This is a genomic window from Pseudomonas sp. NyZ201, assembly GCF_049860765.1.
In the GTDB taxonomy this organism is placed as follows: domain Bacteria; phylum Pseudomonadota; class Gammaproteobacteria; order Pseudomonadales; family Pseudomonadaceae; genus Aquipseudomonas; species Aquipseudomonas bharatica.
Genome location: NZ_CP187557.1, coordinates 320,579 through 345,767, shown reverse-complemented (window position 1 = coordinate 345,767; position 25,189 = coordinate 320,579). Strand labels below are relative to the sequence as shown.

The 25,189-nt window shown below is 63.8% G+C and carries 27 protein-coding genes and 2 pseudogenes; 16 read left to right on the top strand and 13 right to left on the bottom strand.

Annotation, left to right across the window (positions count from 1 at the left end):
* Positions 1–250 precede the first annotated feature (250 nt).
* Positions 251–1,060 carry an alpha/beta fold hydrolase gene (locus tag ACPFMA_RS01555; RefSeq protein ID WP_425929558.1) on the bottom strand — a complete coding sequence of 270 codons (810 nt, stop codon included), beginning with the start codon at positions 1,058–1,060 and terminating at the stop codon, positions 251–253.
* Positions 1,061–1,214: 154 nt separating this feature from the next.
* On the opposite strand from ACPFMA_RS01555, the gene ACPFMA_RS01550 reads away from it, so the two are divergent.
* Positions 1,215–2,000, top strand: a complete 786-nt coding sequence (locus tag ACPFMA_RS01550; RefSeq protein WP_064301176.1) for an AraC family transcriptional regulator — start codon at positions 1,215–1,217, stop codon at positions 1,998–2,000.
* Between the two features lie 94 nt (positions 2,001–2,094).
* On the opposite strand, the gene ACPFMA_RS01545 is transcribed toward ACPFMA_RS01550, so the two are convergent.
* From ACPFMA_RS01545 to rpmE, 3 genes are all read right to left on the bottom strand, one after another.
* Entirely contained in the window at positions 2,095–3,363 is a 1,269-nt protein-coding gene (locus tag ACPFMA_RS01545; RefSeq protein WP_009396821.1) for a malic enzyme-like NAD(P)-binding protein, read from the bottom strand.
* A gap of 179 nt (positions 3,364–3,542) precedes the next feature.
* Positions 3,543–4,295 carry a thermonuclease family protein gene (locus tag ACPFMA_RS01540; protein WP_425930563.1) on the bottom strand — a complete coding sequence of 251 codons (753 nt, stop codon included), beginning with the start codon at positions 4,293–4,295 and terminating at the stop codon, positions 3,543–3,545.
* 59 nt (positions 4,296–4,354) lie between these two features.
* The gene (rpmE, locus tag ACPFMA_RS01535; protein ID WP_009396819.1) at positions 4,355–4,570 is read right to left on the bottom strand and encodes a 50S ribosomal protein L31; all 216 of its coding nucleotides are present in this window, start codon (positions 4,568–4,570) and stop codon (positions 4,355–4,357) included.
* A gap of 170 nt (positions 4,571–4,740) precedes the next feature.
* Here rpmE and ACPFMA_RS01530 point away from each other — a divergent pair, with 170 nt between their 5' ends.
* From ACPFMA_RS01530 to ACPFMA_RS01520, 3 genes are all read left to right on the top strand, one after another.
* Positions 4,741–6,960, top strand: a complete 2,220-nt coding sequence (locus ACPFMA_RS01530) for a primosomal protein N' (protein WP_009396818.1) — start codon at positions 4,741–4,743, stop codon at positions 6,958–6,960.
* Positions 6,961–7,065: 105 nt separating this feature from the next.
* The gene (gene argS / locus ACPFMA_RS01525) at positions 7,066–8,802 is read left to right on the top strand and encodes an arginine--tRNA ligase (protein WP_064301175.1); all 1,737 of its coding nucleotides are present in this window, start codon (positions 7,066–7,068) and stop codon (positions 8,800–8,802) included.
* 1 nt (position 8,803) lies between these two features.
* Positions 8,804–9,493 (top strand): SPOR domain-containing protein, encoded by a 690-nt coding sequence (locus tag ACPFMA_RS01520; RefSeq protein WP_009396816.1) that lies wholly within the window; start codon positions 8,804–8,806, stop codon positions 9,491–9,493.
* A gap of 48 nt (positions 9,494–9,541) precedes the next feature.
* Here the strand turns inward: ACPFMA_RS01520 and ACPFMA_RS01515 are convergent, their stop codons facing one another.
* Positions 9,542–9,961, bottom strand: a complete 420-nt coding sequence (locus ACPFMA_RS01515) for an NINE protein (RefSeq protein ID WP_009396815.1) — start codon at positions 9,959–9,961, stop codon at positions 9,542–9,544.
* Positions 9,962–10,117: 156 nt separating this feature from the next.
* Between ACPFMA_RS01515 and ACPFMA_RS01510 the strand changes: the two are divergent.
* The 11 genes and pseudogenes from ACPFMA_RS01510 to ACPFMA_RS01460 all read left to right on the top strand — a co-directional run.
* A pseudogene (locus ACPFMA_RS01510) lies at positions 10,118–10,235 on the top strand (peptidase P60); the annotation flags it as partial.
* Between the two features lie 80 nt (positions 10,236–10,315).
* Positions 10,316–10,750 (top strand): annotated as a pseudogene (locus ACPFMA_RS01505) (C40 family peptidase); the annotation flags it as partial.
* Positions 10,751–10,931: 181 nt separating this feature from the next.
* Entirely contained in the window at positions 10,932–11,618 is a 687-nt protein-coding gene (locus ACPFMA_RS01500; RefSeq protein WP_425929557.1) for a YggS family pyridoxal phosphate-dependent enzyme, read from the top strand.
* 38 nt (positions 11,619–11,656) lie between these two features.
* The gene (proC, locus tag ACPFMA_RS01495; RefSeq protein ID WP_064301172.1) at positions 11,657–12,475 is read left to right on the top strand and encodes a pyrroline-5-carboxylate reductase; all 819 of its coding nucleotides are present in this window, start codon (positions 11,657–11,659) and stop codon (positions 12,473–12,475) included.
* 10 nt (positions 12,476–12,485) lie between these two features.
* Positions 12,486–13,076 (top strand): YggT family protein, encoded by a 591-nt coding sequence (locus ACPFMA_RS01490; protein ID WP_009396807.1) that lies wholly within the window; start codon positions 12,486–12,488, stop codon positions 13,074–13,076.
* 170 nt (positions 13,077–13,246) lie between these two features.
* Positions 13,247–14,386, top strand: a complete 1,140-nt coding sequence (gene metX, locus ACPFMA_RS01485; protein WP_064301171.1) for a homoserine O-succinyltransferase MetX — start codon at positions 13,247–13,249, stop codon at positions 14,384–14,386.
* 7 nt (positions 14,387–14,393) lie between these two features.
* Positions 14,394–15,014 (top strand): methionine biosynthesis protein MetW, encoded by a 621-nt coding sequence (gene metW / locus ACPFMA_RS01480; RefSeq protein ID WP_009396803.1) that lies wholly within the window; start codon positions 14,394–14,396, stop codon positions 15,012–15,014.
* A 27-nt stretch (positions 15,015–15,041) separates the two neighbouring features.
* Entirely contained in the window at positions 15,042–15,476 is a 435-nt protein-coding gene (locus ACPFMA_RS01475; protein ID WP_009396801.1) for a DUF4426 domain-containing protein, read from the top strand.
* On the top strand, positions 15,473–16,069 hold the full coding sequence (rdgB, locus tag ACPFMA_RS01470) for an RdgB/HAM1 family non-canonical purine NTP pyrophosphatase (protein WP_009396799.1): 597 nt from the start codon (positions 15,473–15,475) through the stop codon (positions 16,067–16,069). Before ACPFMA_RS01475 ends, rdgB begins: the two co-directional genes overlap by 4 nt.
* A complete protein-coding gene (gene hemW / locus ACPFMA_RS01465; protein WP_425929556.1) occupies positions 16,066–17,280 on the top strand; it encodes a radical SAM family heme chaperone HemW in 1,215 nt (404 codons plus the stop codon). Before rdgB ends, hemW begins: the two co-directional genes overlap by 4 nt.
* Before the next feature lie 9 nt (positions 17,281–17,289).
* Positions 17,290–17,616: a DUF3392 family protein gene (locus ACPFMA_RS01460; protein WP_009396795.1), complete on the top strand. Its 327-nt coding sequence runs from the start codon at positions 17,290–17,292 to the stop codon at positions 17,614–17,616.
* A 97-nt stretch (positions 17,617–17,713) separates the two neighbouring features.
* On the opposite strand, the gene trmB is transcribed toward ACPFMA_RS01460, so the two are convergent.
* The 4 genes from trmB to ACPFMA_RS01440 all read right to left on the bottom strand — a co-directional run bounded on the left by trmB (position 17,714) and on the right by ACPFMA_RS01440 (position 19,968).
* Entirely contained in the window at positions 17,714–18,439 is a 726-nt protein-coding gene (gene trmB, locus ACPFMA_RS01455) for a tRNA (guanosine(46)-N7)-methyltransferase TrmB (RefSeq protein ID WP_425929555.1), read from the bottom strand.
* Positions 18,440–18,448: 9 nt separating this feature from the next.
* A complete protein-coding gene (locus tag ACPFMA_RS01450; protein WP_009396791.1) occupies positions 18,449–19,243 on the bottom strand; it encodes a thiazole synthase in 795 nt (264 codons plus the stop codon).
* Positions 19,244–19,293: 50 nt separating this feature from the next.
* Positions 19,294–19,494, bottom strand: coding sequence for a sulfur carrier protein ThiS (gene thiS / locus ACPFMA_RS01445; RefSeq protein ID WP_009396789.1), 201 nt, complete (start codon positions 19,492–19,494; stop codon positions 19,294–19,296).
* 102 nt (positions 19,495–19,596) lie between these two features.
* A complete protein-coding gene (locus ACPFMA_RS01440) occupies positions 19,597–19,968 on the bottom strand; it encodes a DUF423 domain-containing protein (protein WP_064301168.1) in 372 nt (123 codons plus the stop codon).
* 68 nt (positions 19,969–20,036) lie between these two features.
* Between ACPFMA_RS01440 and mtgA the strand changes: the two genes are divergently transcribed.
* Positions 20,037–20,738, top strand: coding sequence for a monofunctional biosynthetic peptidoglycan transglycosylase (gene mtgA / locus ACPFMA_RS01435; RefSeq protein WP_425929554.1), 702 nt, complete (start codon positions 20,037–20,039; stop codon positions 20,736–20,738).
* Positions 20,739–20,878: 140 nt separating this feature from the next.
* Here the strand turns inward: mtgA and rpoH are convergent, their stop codons facing one another.
* The 4 genes from rpoH to ftsY all read right to left on the bottom strand — a co-directional run bounded on the left by rpoH (position 20,879) and on the right by ftsY (position 24,967).
* On the bottom strand, positions 20,879–21,733 hold the full coding sequence (gene rpoH / locus ACPFMA_RS01430) for an RNA polymerase sigma factor RpoH (protein WP_009396783.1): 855 nt from the start codon (positions 21,731–21,733) through the stop codon (positions 20,879–20,881).
* Positions 21,734–21,843: 110 nt separating this feature from the next.
* The gene (gene ftsX, locus ACPFMA_RS01425) at positions 21,844–22,869 is read right to left on the bottom strand and encodes a permease-like cell division protein FtsX (protein ID WP_009396781.1); all 1,026 of its coding nucleotides are present in this window, start codon (positions 22,867–22,869) and stop codon (positions 21,844–21,846) included.
* The gene (gene ftsE / locus ACPFMA_RS01420; protein WP_009396779.1) at positions 22,866–23,537 is read right to left on the bottom strand and encodes a cell division ATP-binding protein FtsE; all 672 of its coding nucleotides are present in this window, start codon (positions 23,535–23,537) and stop codon (positions 22,866–22,868) included. Before ftsE ends, ftsX begins: the two co-directional genes overlap by 4 nt.
* Positions 23,534–24,967: a signal recognition particle-docking protein FtsY gene (ftsY, locus tag ACPFMA_RS01415; protein ID WP_425929553.1), complete on the bottom strand. Its 1,434-nt coding sequence runs from the start codon at positions 24,965–24,967 to the stop codon at positions 23,534–23,536. The genes ftsE and ftsY overlap by 4 nt, the downstream gene beginning before the upstream one ends.
* Positions 24,968–25,189: the final 222 nt, after the last annotated feature.

Sequence of the window (25,189 nt, the reverse complement as noted above, 5' to 3'; positions counted from 1 at the left end):
TTTGTTGGCCTCATCGCTGCGGTGCGGCGGTCCGACAAGCCAGCTCCCACAGGGACCGCATGCACCGCTAACCCTGTGGGAGTCCGCCCAGCCTTTCAGGCTGCGCTGTCGCGCTTAGAACAGTTCCAAAGCACGACGCGTACCCTGTGGGAGCGGGTTCACCCGCGATTGCTATGGTGAATTCACTACTGCAATCGCGGGTGTACCCGCTCCCACAAGGTCCCTGCAAATCAAAGAGTTATGTTTTGTTCTATGAGAGCTGGCCTGCCAGCGATTGGCCCGACCAGACACCATCATTGTCCGTGGCTGTTTCGACAAGGAAGGATTCGATGGCCCTGGCAAGTGCGAGCGGCGTCTCGTTCATCGGATAGTGGCCGGCGTTCTCCAGTATCTCGACAGTGGCATGGAAATAGCGTCGAAGGTAGGTTTTGGCCATCAACCCGGCATTGAATGTTGGATCGTGTTTCCCCACGAGCACCTTTAGCGGATGCCGCCCGACAATCTCGTCGCTGAAATCGGTATCGGCCCATGCACGGAAGTACGCAGCGAACGCTTCCTGAGAGGAGTGCGTCGCCGAATACGCCGCTTTCCATTCGACCCAGGACCAGGGTAACCGTCCGCCGGTGCTGTAGTTGATGATGGCTCTTCGATTGTCCACGCGCTCGGCAGCATCTTCGAGCAGGCGACGCGTCGCGGCATCGTAGGCAATGCCGCCGCAAGGAACCGGCGCAACGGCAACGAGTGCCCGTACTCGATCGGGTGCGAGCGTTGCAATCCGCTCGATCGCCATGCCCCCCATCGAATGACCGATCAGGCTGAACGCGTGGAATCCAAGCGCATCAGCAAGCGTCAACGCATCGGACGCGATCTCGTCGATCGTGTACGCGCCGCTCGCCTCCTGCATGCTTCCGTAGCCGCGATAATCCATGAAAACGTAACTGAACGCGTGGCTATTCAGCCACGGCTCGATCGGCTCGAACGAGTGCGCGTCGCCGAACCAGCCGTGAAGAACGAGGACTGGGTGGGGGCCGTTCCCCACGCGATGAAATGTATTAGGCATACTGACTCCGGTGCGAAGGGGATGTGGTCGTCATCCGCCCCGACGCGCACGTTCGGTAGGTGTTGTTGCGCCGACGCGACAGATACGGTAGATCGTAAGCTGACCGCCACAGGCCCGCCTTCGGCAACGGGCCATTCACTATAGAATTCGGGCCATGCGAAATACCTTGCTCGACCCCTTCGAAGACATCCCGCGTAGTGTGGTCGTGACGGCGAACGATTACGCCGACGGTTCATCATTTCCAGTCCACGCGCATCGACGCGGTCAGTTCGCGTTCGCCTCTCGCGGTACGATCAGCGTGGCTACTCCAGAAGGCCGATGGCTCGTTCCGCCTCAGCGGGCTTGCTGGGTACCGGCCGGTATGTCCCACGAAATGACGATGAGCGGGCCAGTCACCATGCTCAACGCTTTCGTGTCACTGGAAGAAGCCAAGGCCGAGCAACTGCCTGACCATTGCTGCGTCTATGGTGTTTCGGGACTTCTCAGGCAATTGCTCGAGGAGGCCATCGATTTGCCGGCGATGTACGACGTTGATGGACGCGCCGGCAAGCTAATGAATCTGCTCGTCGCGGAGATAGCCTCAATGCCGCGTCTCTCACTTCATGCGCCGCTGCCGAGGGACACTCGTCTCGCCCGCGCATGCCGGCGCCTGTTCGATGCGCCGTCGATTACAGTCGGGCTCGACATGATGGCCGACGAAGTCGGAATGAGCAGGCGAACCTTTACCCGACTGTTCCGTGCACAGACCGGCGTAAGCTTTGCAGAGTGGCGCCAGCAGGTCTGCCTGCTCGCAGCCATCGAGCGCTTGAGTGGAGGGCAACCTGTGACCCGCGTCGCATTGGATCTGGGCTACGCAAGTCCCAGCGCATTCTCATCCGCGTTTCGTCGCGTACTCGGGGAAACGCCGAGCCAGTATCTGGAGGTACGCCGGGCGGCATGAGGCTGCAGCCACTTGTTTCCGGCAGATCGGGACAGCAGCCATAAAAAAGCCCCGGCTCTCGCGAGCCGGGGCTTTTTCTTGTTACTTCAGCGGATCAACCGTTGAACACTTCATCCACGCTGTTCAGCGGGTAGTGCTTCGGATACGGCAGGGTCGCTACGCCGGATTCGATGGCAGCCTTGGCCACGGCATCGGAAACGACGTTGAGCAGGCGTGGGTCCAGTGGCTTCGGAATGATGTAGCCACGACCGAATTCCAGTGCCTGGACGTTGTAGGCGTCGCAGACTTCCTTCGGCACCGGCAGCTTGGCCAGGTCTTTCAGGGCGTTGGCGGCGGCGATCTTCATTTCTTCGTTGATGCGCTTGGCGCGAACGTCCAGGGCACCGCGGAAGATGAACGGGAAGCCCAGTACGTTGTTGACCTGGTTCGGGTAGTCGGAACGACCGGTGGCCATGATCACGTCGCTACGGGTAGCGTGGGCCAGTTCCGGGGAGATTTCCGGATCCGGGTTGGAGCAGGCGAAGACGATCGGGTTGGCCGCCATCGACTTCAGGCCTTCCGCGCTCAGCAGGTTCGGACCGGACAGGCCGACGAACACGTCTGCGCCATCCAGGGCATCGGCCAGGGTGCGCTTGTCGGTAGCGTGGGCGAACACCGCCTTGTACTGGTTCAGGTCGTCACGGCCAGCGTGGATCACGCCGGAACGGTCGATCATGAAGATGTTCTCGACCTTGGCACCCATGCTGACCAGCAGCTTCATGCAGGAGATGGCGGCAGCACCGGCACCCAGGCAGACGATCTTGGCTTCGCCAAGGGTCTTGCCGGCGATTTCCAGGGCGTTGATCATGCCGGCAGCGGTAACGATCGCAGTGCCGTGCTGGTCATCGTGGAAGACCGGGATGTCGCACTGTTCGATCAGGGCGCGCTCGATCTCGAAGCACTCGGGTGCCTTGATGTCTTCCAGGTTGATGCCACCGAAGGTGATGGAGATGCGCTTGACGGTGTCGATGAAGGCTTGCGGGCTTTCGGAGTCGACTTCGATGTCGAATACGTCGATACCGGCGAAACGCTTGAACAGAACACCCTTGCCTTCCATGACCGGCTTGGACGCCAGCGGGCCGAGGTTACCCAGGCCGAGAATGGCGGTACCGTCGGAGATCACCGCGACCAGGTTGCCCTTGCCGGTGTATTGGTATGCCAGCTCAGGATCGCGACCGATTTCACGCACCGGCTCGGCGACGCCCGGGCTGTAGGCCAGCGCCAGGTCGCGTGCGGTTGCGGTCGGTTTGGTGAGCTCGACGCTCAGTTTCCCCGGACGAGGCTGAGCATGATATTCGAGAGCGGCAGTTTTCAGGTCTGACATGGTGGGCATTCCGCTTGTTTACTGTTCTGACGGACCGCCGAGGATACGCAAAGAGCAATGGGCCGACAAGACTGCCCGGTCACTTGTGTCAAGGCCTTTAACCTACGACTTTCAGCCAAGACCCGCGTAATTCAAGGCTTTCGCTGTGTACAATCGAAGGCAAAAAATGTTCACAATTTTTAGCTCTCGGTCCATTCCAGCATGCTCGCGTCAGTGAGCGGCAGCAACCAGCGTTTTTCGCCACGCTTCAGTCGAGCGCTGCGGGAACGATCCAGCACCCAGCCGCGCACCTCCAGATGGCGGCCTTTCAGACCGGAGGTAAAGGAAGAGGGGAAGCTGTGCAACAAGCGTGCAGGCACCTGCACTACCAGCGAATCGTCCATTTCGATGCGCACACCCTGGCGATTGCGCCGAACATCGCTGACTTTCCCGCCAACCAGGGCAAAACCCGAACGGCGCAGGGCGCTCGCCTTCTGCACCGGAGCATCCCGCCAGATACCCCGCCCGGCCTTGCGCGCCGCCTTCTCAGCCTGACGCTGGCACGCCACCAGGCTGACGTTGGGCGCCACGGCCACGCGAAATCCGAGCCCCTCGCTCAACAGGCGGGCCGCGAGATTGTCACCAGAGCGACCGTACACCTGGGCCAGAGTGCGCCCGTATTTGTCGCGAGGCTCCCGGCCCGGACGCAGCCCGACGCCCCCGCCACTTTCCCGGACCAGCGCCGCCAGACGCCGACGGGCGGCTTCGGCCAGGGGTTCGCCGGGCCTGCCCCGCCGCGCGAGCTCTGGAGCGTTGATGCCGATCAGGCGCACGCTGCGCCCATCGACCAAGCGCAGCGTGTCGCCGTCCACCACATTGCGCACACCGACCATGGCCAGCCTGTCCGGCATCGGACAGAGCGCCAGGGCTGGTATCTGCCAGATCACGGCCATAAAAAAAGCGCCCACAAGGGGCGCTTTCTTCAGCAACGCGGGTAACCCCACGCGCAAACTTACTTCTTGGTGCCGAACATGCCGAAACGGTCGGCGAACTTCTGTACGCGGCCGCCGGTGTCCAGGACTTTCTGCTTACCGGTGTAGAACGGGTGGCACTCGGAGCAAACGTCGATCGCCATTGGCTTGGCCAGGGTCGAACGGGTTTCGAACTTGTTGCCGCAGGAGCAGGTCACAGCGACGACTTCGTAATTCGGGTGAACTTCTGGTTTCATGGTGAAACTCCTCGACTGCGTGCCGCCACCCAACACCATTGTTGAATACCGCACGTAATTAGGCGGCGAATAATACCAGAGGCTGTCCTCAACGCAAGATGTCGCTCGCACCGACCGTCGTCTGCTAGGCTCGCCGGCACCTGGTACCAGCCCTACAGAGAACAACGCGCGTGTCCGACGTCATCCTTCGCCTTGCCCTGCCTTCGCCTTTGCGCAGGCTGTTCGACTACAGGGCCACGGCAAACATGGCCCGCCAGGCGCTGACGCCCGGCATGCGCGTGCGCGTGCCCTTCGGGCGCCGAGAGATGATCGGCATCCTCGTGGAGGTGGCCGAACACAGCGAAGTCCCTGCCGACAAGCTGAAACCGGCGATTGCCCTGCTCGACCCGGTCTCGCCCCTGCCACCGGCGCTGTTCAAGCTGTGCCTGTGGACCGCCCAGTATTACCAGCACAGCCTCGGCGACACCCTGAGCTGGGCGCTGCCGGTGCTGCTGCGCCAGGGCGAACCCGCCGAGGCGCGACAGGAGCGCTTCTGGCAGGTCGCGTCGAATGCGCGCCTGGACGATCCGCGCATCGCCCGCGCGCCACGCCAGCGCGAAGCCCTGAATACCCTGGCGCAACATCCCCACGGTGTTGCCCATGGCCTGCTCGGCAAACTCGGGCTGAGCAAGGACAGCCTCGATCTGCTGCTGGCCAAGGAGCTGGTCCAGGTGGAAGTGCGCCGCCACGCCCCGCAGGCACGCCATGAACACTGGCTGGCCCAGCCGGAACTGCCACTGAACGATGAGCAGCGCGCCGCCTTCCATGCCGTGCGCGCCGGGTTCGGCGCCTTCCACGCCTTTCTCCTGGCCGGCGTGACCGGCAGCGGCAAGACCGAGGTCTACCTGCAGCTGATCCGCGAAACCCTCGAAGCCGGCAAGCAGGCACTGGTGCTGATCCCGGAGATCAACCTCGGCCCGCAGACCCTGGCGCGCTTCGAGCAGCGCTTCAACGCCCGCATCGCCCTGCTGCATTCGGCGGTCAACGACCGCGAACGCCTGGATGCCTGGCTCGCTGCCCGCGACGGCGAGGCCGACATCATCATCGGTACCCGCTCGGCGCTGTTCACGCCGATGAAGAACCCGGGCCTGATCATCATCGACGAGGAGCACGACGGCTCCTATAAACAGCAGGAAGGCCTGCGCTACCACGCCCGCGACCTGGCCCTGGTGCGTGCGCGGCAGGAGAACATCCCGATCCTGCTGGGCTCGGCGACGCCGTCTCTGGAAAGCCTGCACAACGCCCATTCCGGCCGTTACGGCCTGCTGCGCCTGAACCATCGTGCCGGTGGCGCCCAGGCACCGCGATTCCTGCGCCTGGATGTAAAAAGCCGGCCACTGGACAGCGGCATCAGCGGCCCGATGCAACAGGCCATCGGCCAGACGCTCGCGGCCGGCCAGCAGGTGCTGGTGTTCCTCAACCGCCGCGGTTTCGCCCCGACCCTGCTGTGCCACGATTGCGGCTGGCTATCCGAGTGCCCCCGCTGCGACGCACGCATGACCGTGCACCAGCGCTCCGGCGAATTGCGCTGTCATCACTGCGGCTATGACGAGCGCGTACCGCGCCAGTGCCCGCAATGCAGCCACGTCGACCTGCGTCCGGTGGGTGCCGGTACCGAACGGGCCGAGGAACGCCTGGGCATCCTGTTCCCGGATTACCCGGTGTTGCGGGTGGACCGCGACAGCACCGCGCGCAAGGACGCGATGAACCAGCTGTTCGCCACCATCCAGCGCGGCCAGCCGTGCATCCTGGTCGGCACGCAGATGCTCGCCAAGGGCCATCACTTCCCGCGGGTGACCCTGGTGGCCATCCTCGATGCCGATGGCGGCCTGTTTTCCGGCGATTTCCGCGCCAGCGAGCGCATGGCGCAACTGATCGTCCAGGTCGCCGGGCGCGCCGGACGCGCCGAGGAACCGGGCAAGGTGATCATCCAGACCCACCTGGCCGACCATCCTTTATTGGTGCAACTCACCGAGCAGGGTTATTTCGCCTTCGCCGAACAGGCCCTGAGCGAGCGCCGCGCCGCAGGCCTGCCGCCGTTCGCCCACCTGGCCCTGCTGCGTGCCGAAGCACACAAGCCGGGCCAGGCGGAAGGTTTTCTCGACGAAGCCTGCTCCGCCGCCGAACGTTTGCTCGCCGAACAGGGTCTGCATGGCATCGAATTGCTTGGTCCGGTGCCTGCACCGATGGAGCGCCGTGCGGGCCGCTACCGTGCCCAACTGCTCTTGCAGGCCAATGCACGAGCGCCGCTGCACCGGCTGATCGCTGCGTGGCTGCTAGTGTTGGAGGGGCTGCCGAGCGGTCGCCAGGTGCGCTGGTCCATCGACGTGGACCCCGTGGACCTGTACTGAGCCCGGCCCCAAAAGGTTGGCAACCCGCGCCGGGCAACGGATAATGCCCAGTTTTTCCACCTGCGCCCCGAAGCGCCACCGCGCTTGCGGTCGAAAGAGAATCCCATGAAAGACACCATTCGCCAGCTCATCCAGCAAGCCCTGACCCGACTCACCGCCGACGGTGTGCTGCCTGAAGGGCTGTCGCCGGCGATCCAGGTGGAAAACGCCCGGGACAAGACCCACGGTGATTTCGCCAGCAACATCGCCATGATGCTGGCCAAGCCGGCCGGCCTGAAACCGCGCGACCTGGCCGAGAAGATCATCGCCGCGCTGCCGGCCGATGCGCAGGTGAGCAAGGTCGAGATCGCCGGCCCCGGCTTCCTCAACTTCTTCCAGAACACCCAGGCCCTGGCTTCGCGCCTGGATGCCGCCCTGGCCGACGCCAAGCTCGGCGTGCACAAGGCCGGCGCCAGGCAGAAGGTGGTCGTCGATCTGTCCGCGCCGAACCTGGCCAAGGAAATGCACGTTGGCCACCTGCGCTCCACCATCATCGGCGACGCCGTGGCCCGGGTCCTGGAGTTTCTCGGCGACGAGGTGATCCGGCAGAACCACGTCGGCGACTGGGGCACCCAGTTCGGCATGCTGATGGCCTACCTGGAAGAAAACCCGATCACCAGCGACGAGCTGTCGGACCTCGAAAACTTCTATCGCGCGGCGAAGAAGCGTTTCGACGAATCCCCCGAGTTCGCCGACCGTGCCCGCGCCCTGGTGGTCAAGCTGCAGGCCGGCGACGCCGAGTGCCTGAAGCTGTGGACCCGCTTCAAGGACATTTCCCTGTCCCACTGCCAGAAAACCTACGAGTTGCTCAACGTCAAGCTGACCATGGCCGACGTCATGGGCGAGAGTGCCTACAACGACGACCTGCCCAACGTGGTCAACGACCTCAAGGCCAAGGGCCTGCTGGTCGAGAGCAACGGCGCCCAGTGCGTGTTCCTCGAAGAATTCAAGACCGCCGACGGCGAGCCGCTGCCGGTGATCGTGCAGAAGGCCGACGGCGGCTATCTCTACGCCACCACCGACCTGGCCGCCCTGCGCTACCGCAGCAACGTGCTGCATGCCGACCGCGCCCTGTACTTCGTCGACCAGCGCCAGGCCCTGCACTTCCAGCAGGTGTTCGAGGTCGCACGCCGCGCCGGCTTCATCACTCACCCGATGCAGACCGAGCACATGGGTTTCGGCACCATGAACGGCGCCGACGGCCGCCCGTTCAAGACCCGTGACGGCGGCACCGTGAAGCTGATCGACCTGCTGACCGAGGCCAAGGAGCGCGCCTACACCCTGGTCAAGGAAAAGAACCCGGAGCTGCCGGAAGACGAGCTGCGCGCCATCGCCAAGGTGGTCGGTATCGACGCGGTGAAATACGCCGACCTGTCCAAGCACCGCACCAGCGACTACAGCTTCAACTTCGACCTGATGCTGAACTTCGAAGGCAACACCGCGCCCTACCTGCTGTACGCCTATACCCGCGTCGCCGGCGTGTTCCGCAAGCTGGGCAAGGACTTCAGCGAAGTCGATGGCCAGATCGTGCTGCAGGCCCAGCAGGAACAGGACCTCGCCGCGCGCCTGGCGCAATTCGCCGAGATCCTCAACAACGTCGCAGAGAAAGGCACCCCGCACGTCCTGTGCAGCTACCTGTACGATGTCGCCGGCCTGTTCTCCAGCTTCTACGAGAACTGCCCGATCCTCGCAGCGGAAACTCCGCAACAGCAGCAAAGCCGCCTGCGCCTGGCCGCCCTGACCGGCCGCACCCTGAAACAGGGCCTGGAGCTGCTGGGCCTGGAAACCCTGGAGCGCATGTAAGTTGGCTGCCAAGAAAAAACCTGCTCCCAAGCGCGGCGCCAGCCGCAACCAGCCGGCGGCGAAGAAGCCGATTCCGGGCTGGATGTGGCTGGCGGCCGGCCTGACCATCGGCGCGTTCATCGTCTTCCTGATGAAGCTGGAGCCGGGCCGCGATGAGGTGAAGCGGGAGAAGCCCGAGCAGCAGAAAGCCGAGAAGATCGCCGAGGCCAACAAGACCCCGCCAAGCCCGCAGGCGCCGGTCAAGCCGAAGTACGACTTCTACACCTTGCTGCCGGAGTCGGAAGTCATAGTGCCGCCGGAAGCGGTGCCGGAGAAAACCCCGCCGGTCCCGGCGCAACCACCGGTAACCCCGGCCGAAGCGGCGAAGATCGACACGGCACGGGCGCAGGCCGCGCTCAATGGCGAAACCCCGCCGCCAGCGCCACCGGTGATCAAGCCGGCAGCCACCACGCAGTTCTATCTGCAGGCTGGCTCGTTCCGCAAACAGGCGGACGCGGACAAGGTTCGGGCACAGATCATCCTGCTCGGGCAATCGGTGCAGGTAGAGTCCGGCACGGTGAAGGAAGAGACCTGGTACCGCGTGCTGGTCGGCCCTTTCAGCAACCGCGAACAGCTGACCGTAGCGCAGAAGCAACTGGCCGGCAGCGGCTTCAACAACCTGCTGTTGCAGCAGCGCCAGACCCGTCAGTAATCCCCGCCGCACACAAAAAGGCCCTGATGCGAATCAGGGCCTTTTTGCTTAGTAGCGCTCTTGCGCGTTCTTCATCGAAATCTGGGTATTCAGCGTCCAGAAGTCGTAAAGCACGCCGATCAGGAACAGGCCGCCGGTGAACAGGTAGATCAGCCCGGTGATCCACTTGCCCATGAACATGCGGTGCACACCGAAGACCCCGAGGAAGGTCAGCAGCAGCCAGGTGACGCTGTAGTTGACCGGCCCGGCATGGAAGCGCAGGTCGGCTTCGCGGTCCATGGCCGGGATCAGGAACAGGTCGATGATCCAGCCGATGCCCAGCAGCCCCAGGGTGAAGAACCAGATGGTGCCCGTCACCGGCTTGCCGTAGTAGAAGCGATGCGCCCCGAGAAAACCGAAGATCCATAGCAGGTAGCCGATGACCTTGCTGTGCGTATCCGGGCGTCCTGCGTTTTGATAACCGTTCATTCATAGCCTCGAGGGGTTAGGAAAAAAATATCTAAAAATGATGTGACTTTTTTGGAACTTACCGACGTATGACAGTTCCGAGACGACCAGCGGACCAGAAACTGACAAAAAAGCTGTTATAAAGTTGCGCGCCAACACCTACAAGAGCCTTGCCTAATGCGTTCTTTTTTCAAGACATGGCTGACCATTTGCCTATTGATGCCACTGGCCGCCCACGCCACCAACCGTGAGCAACGTCTTCCCAACGGATATGTCGGCTATACCGCCAACGCCACCGCGGTTCGCTCGAACAAGAGTAGCTCCGGCAAATCCCATCTTTCTCGCCGGGCGACCCACGCCGCTGCCAGGCAGGTCGTCGCGCAGATGCCCGCCAGCCAGAGCAGCGACGTGCTCAGCCGCGCCGTCAACCAGCTGGGCACGCCCTATCGCTGGGGCGGCAGCACCCCGGGCAAGGGTTTCGATTGCAGCGGGCTGGTCAAGTACGCCTTCAACGACATCGACGAAGTAGACCTGCCGCGCACCTCCAATGCCATGGCCAACGGCGATCATGGTGTGAAGGTCGAGCGCAAGGACCTCAAGCCGGGGGACCTGCTGTTCTTCAACATTCGCAGCCGCCGCGTCAATCACGTGGCCATCTACCTGGGCAACGACCGCTTCATCCATGCCCCTCGTACCGGCAAGAACGTGACCATCGATACGCTGAACAAGCCGTACTGGCAAAAGCACTACGTGGTCGCCAAGCGCGTGTTGCCGCAACAGCAACAAGAGCTTCGCCTGGCCAAGCGCTGATCCTTCGGACCTGCACCGAACCCTGTGGGAGCGGGTTCACCCGCGATTGCGGTAGTGAGTTCACCGACGCCATCGCGGGTAAACCCGCTCCCACAGGGTCCGAGTCGCTCTCTCCAAGCGCTCCCCAAAGCCCGACAAGCGGGTAGAATGCCCCGGACCCAAAGCTGCCGGCATCGATCCCATGTCCACCCTAGCAGACAACCTTTCCACCCTCGCCGCCCGCATCCAGGCCGCCGCCACGGCAGCCGGTCGCGATCCGGCGGACATCCAGTTGCTGGCCGTGAGCAAGACCAAGCCCGCCAGCGCCGTGCGCGAAGCCTTCGCCGCCGGGGTACGCGACATCGGCGAGAACTATCTCCAGGAAGCACTGGGCAAACAGGCGGAATTGGCCGACCTGCCCTTGACCTGGCACTTCATCGGCCCCATTCAGTCGAACAAGACTCGCGCCATCGCCGAGCATTTCGATTGGGTACATTCGGTGGACCGACTGAAAATCGCACAACGCCTTTCCGAACAGCGCCCCGACCACCTGGCGCCGCTGAACCTGTGCCTGCAGGTCAACGTCAGCGGCGAAGCCAGCAAATCCGGCTGCACGCCACAGGAACTGCCGGCCCTGGCCCAGGCTGTTGCTGCGCTCCCCAGGCTGCGCCTGCGCGGCCTGATGGCAATTCCCGAACCCACCGACGACCGCGCCGCCCAGGATGCCGCCTTCGCCCGCGTGCGCGAATTGCAGGACAGCCTGGGCCTGGGCCTCGACACCCTGTCCATGGGCATGAGCCATGACCTGGAGAGCGCCATCGCCCAGGGCGCGACCTGGGTCCGCATCGGCACCGCGCTGTTCGGTGCCCGCGACTACGGCCAGGCCTGATCCATGCTTTTTTCCTTTTCTTCTCGCAAGGACCTGACATGAGCAAGACTCGTATTGCCTTTATCGGCGCCGGCAACATGGCCGCCAGCCTGATCGGCGGCCTGCGCGCCCAGGGCCTGGAAGCGGCGCAGATCCGCGCCAGCGACCCGGGCGCCGAACAGCGGGCGAAGATCCACGCCGAGCACGGCATCGACCTGTTCGAAAGCAACGCCGACGCCATCGAGGGTGCCGACGTGGTGGTGCTGTCGGTCAAGCCACAGGCGATGAAAGCCGTCTGCGAAGCACTCAAACCGAGCCTTAAGCCCGGGCAGCTGGTGGTCTCGATCGCCGCCGGCATCACCTGCGCCAGCATGAAAAAATGGCTCGGCGCCCAGCCCATCGTGCGCTGCATGCCCAATACGCCGGCCCTGCTGCGCCAGGGCGTCAGCGGCCTGTACGCCACCGACGAAGTCAGCGCCGAGCAGCGCCAGCAGGCCGAGCAACTGCTCTCGGCCGTAGGCATCGCCCTGTGGCTGGACAGCGAGGCCCAACTGGATGCGGTCACCGCCGTCTCCGGCAGCGGCCCGGCCTACTTCTTCCTGCTGATCGAGGCAATGACCGCCGCCGGCGAGAAGCTTGGCCTGTCCCGCGAGACCGCCTCGAAACTGACCCTGCAAACCGCCCTTGGCGCCGCCCACATGGCCGTGTCCAGCGATGTCGACGCTGCCGAACTGCGCCGCCGGGTAACCTCGCCAAACGGCACCACCGAAGCGGCGATCAAATCCTTCCAGGCCAACGGTTTCGAGGCCCTGGTAGAACAAGCACTGGGCGCCGCCGCGCACCGCTCGGCCGAAATGGCCGAACAACTGGGCAACTAAGGAGCCTTACATGATCGGATTGAGTTCCGCCGCCGTCTTCATCCTGCAGACCCTGGGCAGCCTGTACCTGCTGGTGATCATGCTGCGCTTCATCCTGCAACTGGTCCGCGCCGACTTCTACAACCCGCTGAGCCAGTTCGCCGTGCGCGCGACCCAGCCGCTGCTCAAGCCGATGCGCCGGATCATCCCCAGCGTGTTCGGCCTGGACATGTCCTCGCTGGTGCTGGCGATCATCGTGCAGATGCTGCTGATGGGCGTGATCCTGGTGCTGCTCTACGGCACTGCCGGCAATCCGCTGAGCCTGCTGATCTGGGCGCTGATCGGGGTCACCGCGCTGTTCCTCAACATCTTCTTCTACGCACTGATCATCAGCGTGATCCTCTCCTGGGTCGCCCCGGGCAGCCATAATCCGGGCGCGGAGCTGATCAACCAGATCTGCGATCCGTTCCTTGCGCCGTTCCGTCGCATCCTGCCGAACCTCGGCGGCCTGGACATCTCGCCGATCCTCGCGTTCATGGTGCTGAAGCTGATCGACATGCTGGTGATCAACAACCTGGCGCTGATGACCGGGATGCCGGAAGTGCTGCGTCGCCTGATCTGATTTAGCACGGACCTGTGGGAGCGGGTTCACCCGCGATGACGTTGGTGAATCCACCACCGCAATCGCGGGTGAACCCGCTCCCACATTGATCCGCGTCTCTGCAGCACATTGCTTGCCGCTCCCCCCGGTGGTCTTTAGACTGACGCGTCATTCACGCGTGAGCAGGGTCGATGTCCACTGTCCTTCCCGAAGATTCCGTCGGTCTGGTTACACCGCAAATCGCCCGGTTCGATGAACCGCTGGCCCTCGCCTGTGGCCGTTCACTGGCCGCCTACGAGCTGATCTACGAAACCTACGGCACGCTCAACAGCACTGCCAGCAATGCCGTGCTGATCTGCCATGCGCTGTCCGGCCATCACCATGCCGCCGGCTACCACAAGCCCGACGACCGCAAGCCGGGCTGGTGGGACAGCTGCATCGGCCCAGGCAAGCCGATCGATACCAACCGCTTCTTCGTGGTCAGCCTGAACAACCTCGGCGGCTGCAACGGCAGCACCGGCCCGAGCAGCGTCAATCCGGCTACCGGCAAGCCCTACGGCGCGGATTTCCCGGTCCTGACCGTGGAAGACTGGGTACACAGCCAGGCGCGCCTGGCCGATCGCCTGGGCATCCAGCAGTGGGCGGCGGTCGTCGGCGGCAGCCTCGGCGGCATGCAGGCCCTGCAATGGACCATCACCTATCCGGATCGTGTACGGCATTGCGTGGACATCGCCTCGGCACCCAAGCTGTCGGCGCAGAACATCGCCTTCAACGAAGTGGCCCGCCAGGCCATCCTGACCGACCCGGAGTTCCACGGCGGCTCGTTCCAGGACCAGGGCGTGATTCCCAAGCGCGGCCTGATGCTGGCGCGCATGGTGGGGCATATCACCTACCTGTCCGATGACTCCATGGGCGAGAAATTCGGCCGCGAGCTCAAGAGCGACAAGCTCAACTACGACTTCCACAGCGTCGAGTTCCAGGTGGAAAGCTACCTGCGCTACCAGGGCGAGGAGTTCTCCGGGCGCTTCGACGCCAACACCTACCTGCTGATGACCAAGGCGCTGGACTACTTCGACCCCGCCGCCAGTCACGGCGGCGACCTGGCGGCGAGCCTGGCGCACGTGACCGCGGACTATTGCGTGATGTCCTTCACCACCGACTGGCGCTTCTCCCCAGCGCGCTCGCGGGAAATCGTCGATGCGCTGATCGCCGCGCGCAAGAACGTCTGCTACCTGGACATCGACTCGCCCTACGGCCACGACGCCTTCCTGATCCCGACGCCGCGCTACATCCAGGGCTTCACCAACTACATGAAACGCATCGTCTGCTGAGGACCCCATGAGAGCCGATTTGGAAATCATCCAGGACTGGATCCCCGCCGGCAGCCGCGTCCTCGACCTGGGTTGCGGTAACGGCGAGCTGCTCGCATCGCTGCGCGACAACAAGCAGGTCACCGGCTATGGCCTGGAAATCGACGCCGACAACATCGCCGAGTGCGTGGCCAAGGGCGTCAACGTCATCGAGCAGGACCTCGACAAGGGCCTGGGCAACTTCGCCAGCAACAGCTTCGATGTGGTGGTCATGACCCAGGCCCTGCAAGCCGTGGAATACCCGGACCGGATCCTCGACGAGATGCTGCGGGTCGGCCGCCAGTGCATCATCACCTTCCCCAACTTCGGCCACTGGCGCTGCCGCTGGTACCTGGCGACCAAGGGTCGCATGCCGGTTTCGGACTTCATGCCGTATACCTGGTACAACACGCCGAACATCCACTTCTGCACCTTCGAGGACTTCGAGGCCCTGTGCAGCGAGCGCCGCGCCCAGGTACTGAACCGCCTGGCGGTGGACAATCGTCACCGCAACGGTTGGGGTGGCCGCCTGTGGCCTAATCTTCTAGGTGAGATCGGTATCTATCGTGTCAGCAGCCCCGGCCTGCAGGAGCACAAGGTCGCGGTATAACCGTCATCGAAATCGGAGGATAGGATCATGCGTCGTCTAGCCCTGTTGTTGATCAGCCTGTGCCTGGCCATGCCGGCACTGGCCGCCGATGCCGCGAAGCCGGAACGCAAGGAAGTGTTCGGCGACGTCACCGTGCATTACAGCGTGTTCAACTCGACCTTCGTGCAGCCCGCCACGGCCCAGGCCGCCGGGCTGGTCCGCAGCAAGAACCAGGGTGTGATCAACATTACCGTGCTCAAGGGCGGCAAGCCCGCAGTGGCCAATGTCAGCGGTACCGTCAGCGACCTGACCAGCCGCCAGAGCGCCCTGACCTTCAAGCAGGTCACCGACCAGGGCTCCATCTACTACCTGGCGCAGTTCCCGATCGAACAGGAAGAAAGCCGCACCTTTGCGATCAAGGTCGGCTCCGGTGACACCAGCAACGACTTCAGCTTCACTCAAACCGTATTCCCGGGCGAATGATGAATATCCAGCAACTCGTATTGGCCAGCCACAACGCCGGCAAACTCAAGGAACTGCAGGCCATGCTCGGTGACACCGTGCAACTGCGCTCCATCGGTGAATTCAGCAGCGTCGAGCCGGAAGAAACCGGCCTGTCGTTCGTCGAGAACGCCATCCTCAAGGCGCGCAATGCCGCGCGTATTTCCGGTCTGCCGGCACTGGCGGACGACTCGGGCCTGGCCGTGGACTTCCTCGGCGGTGCGCCGGGCATCTACTCCGCGCGCTATGCCGACGGCAAGGGCGACGCGGCGAACAATGCCAAGCTGCTCGATGCATTGAAGGATGTACCGGAAGCCGAGCGCGGCGCGCAGTTCGTCTGCGTCCTGGCCCTGGTGCGGCATGCCGACGACCCGCTGCCGATCCTCTGCGAAGGCCTGTGGCACGGGCGCATTCTCACTGCTGCCAGCGGCGAGTACGGCTTTGGCTACGACCCGTTGTTCTGGGTGCCGGAAACCAACTGCTCCAGCGCCGACCTGGCCCCGGCCGACAAGAACCGATTGAGTCACCGCGCCCGTGCAATGAGCCTGCTGCGTCAACGTCTGGGCCTGGCATGACCGAAAAATCGCCAGCCCAGCCACTGCACGCGGACGAGGCAGGTTTCACCACTCAGGCACCACGGGCGGCGCTGCCGCAGCTTCCGCCCCTGGCGCTGTACATCCATATCCCGTGGTGCGTGCGCAAATGCCCGTACTGCGACTTCAACTCCCACACCGCCAGCGCCGACCTGCCTGAAGAGGAATATGTCGACGCGCTGCTGGCCGACCTTGAGCAGGAGCTACCGGCGGTCCATGGCCGGCCGATCAGCAGCATCTTCTTCGGCGGCGGTACGCCGAGCCTGTTCAGCGCCAAGGCCCTGGGCCGGCTGCTGGCCGGGGTCGAGCAACGCATTCCGTTCGCCAGCGATATCGAGATCACCCTGGAAGCCAACCCCGGGACCTTCGAGCAGGAGAAGTTCAAGGCCTACCGCCAGCTGGGCATCAATCGCCTGTCCATCGGCATCCAGAGCTTCCAGCAGAGCAAGCTTGAAGCCCTCGGGCGCATCCACAATGGTGACGAAGCGATTCGCGCGGCGGATATGGCGCGCAAGGCCGGGTTCGACAACTTCAACCTCGACCTGATGCACGGCCTGCCGGACCAGACCCTCGATGAAGCCTTGGCCGATCTGCAGCAGGCCATCGACCTGGGTCCGACGCACCTATCGTGGTACCAGCTGACCCTGGAGCCGAACACGGTGTTCTGGAACCAGCCGCCGGAGCTGCCGGAGGACGACATCCTCTGGGATATCCAGGAAGCCGGCCAGGCCCTGATGGCCCGTCACGGTTATCGCCAGTACGAAATCTCCGCCTACGCCCAGCCGGGCAAGGCAGCACGCCACAATCTGAATTACTGGAGCTTCGGCGACTTCATCGGTATCGGCGCCGGCGCCCACGGCAAGCTCAGCCACCCGGACGGGCGCATCCTGCGCACCTGGAAAACCCGTCTGCCCAAGGACTACCTGAACCCGGCCAAGGCCTTCAAGGCCGGGGAAAAGCTGTTGCCATTGGATGAACTGCCGTTCGAATTCCTGATGAATGCCCTGCGCCTGACCGACGGCGTGGAGGCGACACTCTTCAGCCAACGCACAGGGCTGCCGATGGACCAACTGAAGGAGGCTCGCCGCGAGGCCGAACAAAAGGGCCTTTTGCAAGTCGAACCGACGCGGCTGGTCGCCACGCCACGCGGCCAGTTGTTCCTCAATGACCTGTTGCAGTACTTCTTGACCTAAGGAAAGCGCATGGACCTGGTACTCGACCTGCTCTCGACCATCTCCCGCTGGAGCCGCAGCAATCTGTCGGAGATCTCCCTGGCTTTGGTGGGCTGTCTGCTGGTGCTATTCGGCACCGATATCAAAAGCTGGGTCGAAGGCCGCCTGGGCAACCTGGCCGGCGCCCTGCGCGTGCCGTTCATGGCGCTGCTGGTGCTGATCGGCAGCGGCGCTGCCTTGATCTACGCCACTCCGTGGGTGGTGCGGGGACTGAGCCAGTTCAACAACTATGCGCTGGCTCCGGTGTTGCTGGTGGTGCTGGTGTTGATCGGGGTGGTGGCCGATCGGCGGGGCTAAATCTCTAGGGCCTCATCGCGGGTGAACCCGCTCCCACAGGTTATGCAATCTCTGTGGGAGCGGGTTCACCCGCGATGAGGCCCTAAAGAGCGCTACATCAATCAGCCAGCTTCTCGAACTTCAAATCCCACACCCCATGCCCCAGGCGCTCACCACGGCGCTCGAACTTGGTGATCGGGCGCTCTTCCGGCCGCGGCACATAGGCCCCGTCCGCCGCCTGGTTGCGGTAACCCGGCGCTGCACTCATCACTTCCAGCATGTACTCGGCATAGGGCTCCCAGTCGGTAGCCATGTGGAATACACCGCCGACCTTCAGCTTGCGCCGTACCAGCTCGGCGAATTCCGGCTGGACGATACGGCGCTTGTGATGCCGGCTCTTGTGCCATGGATCCGGGAAGAACAGCATCAGGCGATCGAGGCTGTTGTCGGCGACGCAGCGGTTCAGCACTTCGATGGCATCGCAGTCATACACCCGCAGGTTCTTCAGGCCCTGGGTCAGCACGCCGTTGAGCAGCGCGCCGACACCCGGACGATGCACCTCGACCCCGATGAAGTCCTGCTCCGGCGCGGCAGCCGCCATCTCCAGCAGGGAGTGGCCCATGCCGAAGCCGATTTCCAGGGTACGCGGCGCCGAGCGACCGAATACCTGGTCGTAGTCCACCGGGCTGTCGGTCAATTTGAGGATATACAGCGGGCCGCCCTGCTCCAGGCCACGTTGCTGGCCTTCGGTCATGCGCCCGGCGCGCATCACGAAACTCTTGATGCGGCGGTGCTGGCGCTCTTCGCCTTCTTCGGTGACAGGCGTTTCTTGCGATTCGGTCATCTGGGACTCTTACTTGATCAGGCCATCCAGCGGCGACGAGGCGCTGGCATAGAGTTTTTTCGGCATGCGGCCGGCGAGGTAAGCCATGCGACCGGCGATAATCGCGTGCTTCATGGCCTCGGCCATCATCACCGGCTGCTGCGCATGAGCGATGGCAGAGTTCATCAGCACCGCCTCGCAACCCAGCTCCATGGCGATGGTGGCGTCGGAAGCGGTGCCGACACCGGCATCCACCAGCACCGGGACCTTGGCTTCTTCGAGGATGATCTGCAGGTTGTACGGGTTGCAGATCCCCAGGCCGGTGCCGATCAGGCCAGCCAGCGGCATGACCGCGATGCAGCCGGCTTCGGCCAGCTGGCGGGCGATGATCGGGTCATCGCTGGTGTAGACCATCACGTCGAAACCGTCCTTGACCAGCACTTCGGCGGCCTTGAGGGTTTCGATCACGTTGGGGAACAGGGTTTTCTGGTCGGCCAGCACTTCCAGCTTGACCAGGTTGTGGCCATCCAGCAGCTCGCGGGCCAGGCGGCAGGTGCGCACGGCTTCGACTGCGTCGTAGCAGCCGGCGGTGTTGGGCAGGATGGTGTAGCGGTCTGGCGGCAGTACGTCGAGCAGGTTCGGCTCGCCCGGGTTCTGGCCGATGTTGGTCCGGCGCACGGCGACGGTGACGATCTCGGCGCCCGAGGCCTCGATGGCCAGGCGGGTTTCTTCCAGGTCGCGGTACTTGCCGGTGCCGACCAGCAGGCGCGACTGGAAGGTACGACCGGCCAGGGTGAAGGGCTTGTCGCTACGAACGTTGCTCATCGTTGATCCTCTTGTGGGGGGAGGGACTTGCGGGTGGTCGCGGCTGGTTCCTAGCCGCCGCCGATGGCGTGGACCACCTCGACCTGGTCGCCCTCGCTGAGGGCGGTGCTCTCGTGCTGGCTGCGCGGCACGATGTCCAGGTTCAGTTCGACCGCCACCCGGCGCCCGGCCAGGTCGAGCCGGCCCAGCAGGGCCGCGACGCTCTCGCCGTCGGGCAATTCGTAAGGTTCACCGTTCAGTTGGATGCGCATGCGCACGGCCGCCATTGTTTTCAGGGGCCCGCATTCTAGCGCCGATCAACGCCCGAACCCAAGGGTGGCCGGCACCATTCGTCACGATTTTCGACCCGTGAGTCAGCTCAGGCGCCAGGCCGTCAGGCCCAGGCACAGCCAGCCGGCAAGGAATGCCACGCCGCCCAGCGGGGTGATGATGCCGAGCTTGCCGACGCCGCTCAGGGTAAGCAGATACAGGCTGCCGGAAAACAGCAGGATGCCCAGGATGAACAGGCTGCCGGCCCAGGTGGTCAAGCGACCCGGCAAGTGCACGCTGAGGATGGCCACGCCGAACAGGGCCAGGGCGTGGATCAGCTGGTAGGTCACGCCGGTCTGGAAGATCGCCAGGTACTCGGCACTGAGGCGGGCCTTCAGGCCATGGGCAGCAAAGGCGCCCAGGGCTACGCCGGTGAAGCCGAAAAAGGCCGCCAGCAAGAGGAAGCTGCGAAGCATGCGAAGAACTCCAAGGAGACACGGGCCTGTATAATGGCCCGCTCATCCGCCGCGGCCAAGCCATCATCATGCTGTCATCCGTTCTCCGCCGCCTTTTCCGTGCCGCGCTCTGGTTCGCCGCTGGCAGCGTCGTGCTGGTGCTGGTTTTCCGCGTCGTTCCGCCGCCGGGGACGGCGTTGATGGTCGAGCGCAAGATCGAGTCGTGGATCGACGGCGAGCCCATCGACCTGCAGCGGGACTGGGAACCCTGGGACAGGATCTCCGACGACCTGAAGGTTGCGGTGATCGCTGGCGAGGACCAGAAGTTCGCCAGCCACCATGGCTTCGACTTCACCGCCATCCAGGCGGCTCTGGCGCATAACGAACGGGGCGGAGCCATCCGCGGCGCCAGCACCTTGAGCCAGCAGGTGGCGAAGAACCAATTCCTCTGGTCCGGCCGCAGCTGGCTGCGCAAGGGGCTGGAAGTATGGTTCACCGCGCTGATCGAGCTGTTCTGGTCGAAGGAGCGGATTCTCGAGGTCTACCTGAACAGCGCCGAGTGGGATGAAGGCGTGTTCGGAGCCCAGGCCGCAGCGCGACATCACTTTGGCGTGGATGCGAGCCGGTTGAGCCGGCAGCAGGCCAGCTTGCTGGCAGCGGTGCTGCCCAATCCGCGCAACTGGAGTGCCAGCCACCCGAGCACCTACGTGGCGCGGCGAGCCGGGTGGATTCGGCAGCAGATGAGCCAGTTGGGTGGGGATGGTTATCTGCAGCAGTTGCAGTCACGGTGATAGCGTCTGCTCCGGCCTCATCGCTGGCAAGCCAGCTTCCACAGGTCTTGTGGGAGCTGGCTTGCCAGCGATGAGGCCTTAACAGGCAACAAAAAACCCGACCTTGCGAGTCGGGTTTTCTTTTTCCGGCTACCGGAGCGTCAAGCAGCGATAAGGGCCTTCACCTTGTTCATCGCGTTCTTCTCCAGCTGGCGGATACGTTCCGCGGAGACGCTGTACTTGGCCGCCAGGTCATGCAGGGTGGCCTTTTCCTCTGCCAGCCAGCGCTGGTAGAGAATATCGCGGCTGCGCTCGTCCAGGCCTTGCAGGGCTTCATGCAGGTTGTTCGACGAGCTGTCGCTCCAGTCGGCATCTTCCAGTTGGCGAGCCGGGTCGTAGCGATGGTCTTCCAGATAGTTGGCCGGCGACTGGAAGGCGCTGTCGTCGTCGGCTTCGGACGCCGGGTCGAAGGCCATGTCCTGGCCGGTCAGGCGACTTTCCATTTCGCGGACTTCACGCGGCTCCACACCCAGGCTTTCAGCGACGCGATGCACTTCGTCGTTGTTCAGCCAGGCCAGACGCTTTTTCTGGCTGCGCAGGTTGAAGAACAGCTTGCGCTGGGCCTTGGTGGTCGCAACCTTGACGATGCGCCAGTTGCGCAGGATGAATTCGTGGATCTCGGCCTTGATCCAGTGCACCGCGAAGGACACCAGACGCACGCCCATTTCCGGGTTGAAGCGCTTGACCGCCTTCATCAGCCCGACGTTGCCTTCCTGGATCAGGTCGGCCTGGGCCAGCCCGTAGCCGGCGTAGCTGCGGGCGATATGTACTACGAAGCGCAGGTGCGCGAGCACCATTTGCCGAGCGGACTCAAGATTTTGCTCATAGTAGAGACTCTCGGCCAGTTCACGCTCCTGCTCGGCGGTCAGCAATGGAATGCTGTTCACCGTGTGCACGTAGGCCTCGAGGTTTGCACCCGGGACCAGCGCATAAGCAGGTTGCAAAGAAGTGGTCATACGAAAAAACCTCCGACTCACTGAACTCGTGCCCGTAGGCACTGCCATCATTGACCGGGAACCGCGAGACAAGTTCCCTCACTTGTATAGTCAATGCCGGCAAAAAGACACTATCGCGGGGCCAGCTCACTCAGGTGGCGAGCCACCGCGATCCATGCACCGATATACCCTAACAGCACCGCCCCAAGCAAGAGCGACAGACCATCGGCCGAGGGCACACCGGCCAGGGCGAAGTCGCTGCCATACAGTCCTGAAAGGTCGACCACCGCGTCATTCAGCCAGTTCAACCCGAATGCCAGCACTCCCCAGGACAGGATCCCCGCCCCCAGGCCATACAGCGCCCCCATATAAAGGAAGGGGCGGCGAACGTAGCTGTCGGTGCCGCCAACCAGCTTGATCACTTCGATTTCCGTACGGCGGTTCTCGATATGCAGGCGAATGGTATTGCCGATCACCAGCAACAGCGCCGACACCAGCAATACGGTCAGGCCGAAGACGAAACGGTCGCCCAGCTTGAGAATCGCCGCCAGGCGCTCGACCCAGACCAGGTCGAGCTGGGCCAGCTCCACATGGGGCAGCTCGGCCAGACGTTGACGCAGTGCGTCCAGCGCCGGCTTGTCGACCTCGTTCGGCGTCACCACCACCACACCCGGCAGCGGGTTTTCCGGCAGCTCGCGCAAGGCTTCGCCGAGGCCGGACTGCTGCTGGAACTCGTTCAGCGCCTGTTCGCGGCTGACGTATTCGGCATCCGCCACCCCGGGCAGTGTCCTGATCTGCTCGCGCAGCGCTTCACCGTCGCGCACGCTGGTATCCAGCTTGAGGTACAGGGAAATCTGTGCCGCGCGTTGCCAGGACCCGCCGAGCCGTTCGATATTGCTGAGGATCAACGACAGGCCCATGGGCAGGCTCAACGCCACCGCCATGACCAGGCAGGTGAAGAAACTGCCGATCGGCTGCTTGCCAAGGCGGCGCAGACTGTCCAGCAGGCTGGAGCGATGGCTTTCCAGCCAGGCGTGCAGCAGGGTGCGGAAATCCGGGCCGTCGTCGTCCTCGGCGCCCTTCTTTTTCTTCGGCTGCGGATCAGCCGGCTTCGGCGCCACCCGTTCGGATACTTTCGGACTGCGTGTCGCACTCATTGCCCGGCCTCCCCATCGCCGATCAGGCGGCCGCGCTGCAGCGTCAGCATGCGGTGACGCATGCGCGCGATCAGGGCCAGGTCGTGGCTGGCGATCAGCACGCTGGTGCCCAGGCGGTTGATATCTTCGAAAACACCCATGATCTCCGCGGCCAGGCGCGGATCGAGGTTACCGGTAGGTTCGTCCGCCAGCAGCAGGGCCGGACGGTGCACGATGGCGCGGGCGATGCCGACGCGCTGCTGCTGGCCGGTGGAAAGATCGCCGGGGAACAGCTCGGCCTTGTCCGAAAGCGCCACGCGCTCGAGCGCCGAATCGACCCGCTTGGCGATCTCGACCTTGGACAGGCCGAGGATCTGCAACGGCAAGGCGACGTTGTTGAACACGGTGCGATCGAACAGCAATTGGTGGTTCTGGAAGACCACGCCGATCTGGCGGCGCAGGAACGGGATCTGCGCAGTGCTGATCTGCCCCAGGTCCTGTCCGGCCAACAGCAGCTTGCCGCTGGTCGGACGCTCCATCGCCAGCAACAGGCGCAACAGGGTGCTCTTGCCGGCGCCGGAGTGACCGGTCACGAACAGAAACTCGCCCCGCCGCACCCGAAAACTCAACTCATGCAGGCCAACGTGACCATTCGGATAGCGTTTGGCGACCTGTTCGAATCGAATCATGGATGCTCCTGCTCGGCAAACAGTGCTTTAACGAAGGGTTCCGCCTCGAACGGACGCAGATCGTCGATCCCTTCCCCTACGCCAATATAGCGAATGGGCAGGCCGAACTGCTTGGCCAGGGCGAAGATCACCCCGCCCTTGGCGGTGCCGTCCAGCTTGGTCAGGGCCAGGCCCGTCAGTTCGACGCTCTGGTTGAAGTGCTTGGCCTGGTTGATGGCGTTCTGGCCGGTACCGGCGTCGAGCACCAGCAGGACCTCGTGCGGCGCATCGGCATCGAGCTTGCCGATGACCCGACGGACCTTCTTCAGCTCTTCCATCAGGTTGTCCTTGGTATGCAGGCGCCCGGCGGTGTCGGCGATCAGCACGTCGATGCCACGGGCCTTGGCGGCCTGCACGGCATCGAAGATCACCGAGGCCGAGTCGGCACCGGTGTGCTGGGCGATGACCGGGATATGGTTGCGCTCGCCCCACACCTGCAACTGCTCCACCGCTGCGGCGCGGAAGGTGTCGCCGGCGGCCAGCATGACCTTCTTGCCTTCGAGCTGGAGCTTCTTCGCCAGCTTGCCGATGGTCGTGGTCTTGCCGGCACCGTTGACGCCGACCACCAGGATCACGAACGGCTTGTTTTGCGATTCGATGCGCAGCGGCTGTTCGACTGGCTTGAGCAGTGCCGCCAGCTCGGCCTGCAGCGATTTGTACAGGGCGTCGGCGTCGGCCAGTTGCTTGCGCGCGACCTTCTGGGTGAGGTTCTGCACAATCAGCGAAGTGGCTTCGACACCGACGTCGGCGGTGAGCAGGCGGGTTTCGATTTCGTCGAGCAGGTCGTCGTCGATGGCCTTCTTGCCGAGGAACAGGCTGGCCATGCCTTCGCCGATGCTGGCGCTGGTCTTCGACAGGCCTTGCTTGAGGCGGGCGAAGAAGCCGGTACGGGTTTCTTCTGCAGCAGCAGGCGCCATCACAGGCGCAGCGACGACCGGTTCAGGCTCGGCCACGACCACCGGAGCGAGCGGTGCGGGCGCTGGAGCAACCACGGGAGCGGGCGGCGGAACCACTGCGGGAGCGGGTTGCGGCGCAGGCTGGGCAGCGGCAGCGGGCAGTTCCGGAATCGGCGGCGGGGGTGTCGGCTCAAGGTCAGGCACCAGCGCTACCGGCTCTTCCGGCACCGGCAGGACCAGGCTGGATTCCGGCACGGGAGGCGGTGCAACAGGCGGCTCGACAATCGCCGGCGCGACAGGCTCGGGAGCGACCACCGGCGCAGCCGCGACCGGCACCTCCGCGATCGCTGCCGGAGCAGGTTCGGGAGCGTCAGGGGCCTGGGTTTCAGGCTGTTCGACAACAGGTTGCTGGGGCTTCTTGCGCAGCCAGCCGAACAGGCCTTTCTTTTCACCGGGGGCGCCCGGCGTTTTCTTGTCGTCGTTGGAACCAAACATGGAAGACGGCTATCTCAGGGTGGCGATGCGCCAGTGCGGCGCCTCAGAATTCTTTTGTAACGCAGAACAGACTCCTTTGAAGCCGGCTCGTTCGTGCGCGTCGTCTATTTTGTCGGGGGAGCCTTTGCGGCGACATCCTCGACAGGCATGGTCGCCAGGCAACCGGATCAGTATCCTAGCACCTCCTAGCCCGCCGACGCTAAGGCCAAGCGGGCAGCCCAA

What these genes read in the sequence shown, in the direction of transcription:
- ACPFMA_RS01555 (WP_425929558.1), bottom strand. Translation starts at nt 1,060, where the DNA reads ATGCCTAATACATTTCATCGCGTGGGGAACGGCCCCCACCCAGTCCTC.
- ACPFMA_RS01550 (WP_064301176.1), top strand. Translation starts at nt 1,215, where the DNA reads ATGCGAAATACCTTGCTCGACCCCTTCGAAGACATCCCGCGTAGTGTG.
- ACPFMA_RS01545 (WP_009396821.1), bottom strand. Translation starts at nt 3,363, where the DNA reads ATGTCAGACCTGAAAACTGCCGCTCTCGAATATCATGCTCAGCCTCGT.
- ACPFMA_RS01540 (WP_425930563.1), bottom strand. Translation starts at nt 4,295, where the DNA reads ATGGCCGTGATCTGGCAGATACCAGCCCTGGCGCTCTGTCCGATGCCG.
- rpmE (WP_009396819.1), bottom strand. Translation starts at nt 4,570, where the DNA reads ATGAAACCAGAAGTTCACCCGAATTACGAAGTCGTCGCTGTGACCTGC.
- argS (WP_064301175.1), top strand. Translation starts at nt 7,066, where the DNA reads ATGAAAGACACCATTCGCCAGCTCATCCAGCAAGCCCTGACCCGACTC.
- ACPFMA_RS01515 (WP_009396815.1), bottom strand. Translation starts at nt 9,961, where the DNA reads ATGAACGGTTATCAAAACGCAGGACGCCCGGATACGCACAGCAAGGTC.
- ACPFMA_RS01500 (WP_425929557.1), top strand. Translation starts at nt 10,932, where the DNA reads ATGTCCACCCTAGCAGACAACCTTTCCACCCTCGCCGCCCGCATCCAG.
- proC (WP_064301172.1), top strand. Translation starts at nt 11,657, where the DNA reads ATGAGCAAGACTCGTATTGCCTTTATCGGCGCCGGCAACATGGCCGCC.
- ACPFMA_RS01490 (WP_009396807.1), top strand. Translation starts at nt 12,486, where the DNA reads ATGATCGGATTGAGTTCCGCCGCCGTCTTCATCCTGCAGACCCTGGGC.
- metX (WP_064301171.1), top strand. Translation starts at nt 13,247, where the DNA reads ATGTCCACTGTCCTTCCCGAAGATTCCGTCGGTCTGGTTACACCGCAA.
- metW (WP_009396803.1), top strand. Translation starts at nt 14,394, where the DNA reads ATGAGAGCCGATTTGGAAATCATCCAGGACTGGATCCCCGCCGGCAGC.
- ACPFMA_RS01475 (WP_009396801.1), top strand. Translation starts at nt 15,042, where the DNA reads ATGCGTCGTCTAGCCCTGTTGTTGATCAGCCTGTGCCTGGCCATGCCG.
- rdgB (WP_009396799.1), top strand. Translation starts at nt 15,473, where the DNA reads ATGATGAATATCCAGCAACTCGTATTGGCCAGCCACAACGCCGGCAAA.
- hemW (WP_425929556.1), top strand. Translation starts at nt 16,066, where the DNA reads ATGACCGAAAAATCGCCAGCCCAGCCACTGCACGCGGACGAGGCAGGT.
- ACPFMA_RS01460 (WP_009396795.1), top strand. Translation starts at nt 17,290, where the DNA reads ATGGACCTGGTACTCGACCTGCTCTCGACCATCTCCCGCTGGAGCCGC.
- trmB (WP_425929555.1), bottom strand. Translation starts at nt 18,439, where the DNA reads ATGACCGAATCGCAAGAAACGCCTGTCACCGAAGAAGGCGAAGAGCGC.
- ACPFMA_RS01450 (WP_009396791.1), bottom strand. Translation starts at nt 19,243, where the DNA reads ATGAGCAACGTTCGTAGCGACAAGCCCTTCACCCTGGCCGGTCGTACC.
- thiS (WP_009396789.1), bottom strand. Translation starts at nt 19,494, where the DNA reads ATGCGCATCCAACTGAACGGTGAACCTTACGAATTGCCCGACGGCGAG.
- ACPFMA_RS01440 (WP_064301168.1), bottom strand. Translation starts at nt 19,968, where the DNA reads ATGCTTCGCAGCTTCCTCTTGCTGGCGGCCTTTTTCGGCTTCACCGGC.
- mtgA (WP_425929554.1), top strand. Translation starts at nt 20,037, where the DNA reads ATGCTGTCATCCGTTCTCCGCCGCCTTTTCCGTGCCGCGCTCTGGTTC.
- rpoH (WP_009396783.1), bottom strand. Translation starts at nt 21,733, where the DNA reads ATGACCACTTCTTTGCAACCTGCTTATGCGCTGGTCCCGGGTGCAAAC.
- ftsX (WP_009396781.1), bottom strand. Translation starts at nt 22,869, where the DNA reads ATGAGTGCGACACGCAGTCCGAAAGTATCCGAACGGGTGGCGCCGAAG.
- ftsE (WP_009396779.1), bottom strand. Translation starts at nt 23,537, where the DNA reads ATGATTCGATTCGAACAGGTCGCCAAACGCTATCCGAATGGTCACGTT.
- ftsY (WP_425929553.1), bottom strand. Translation starts at nt 24,967, where the DNA reads ATGTTTGGTTCCAACGACGACAAGAAAACGCCGGGCGCCCCCGGTGAA.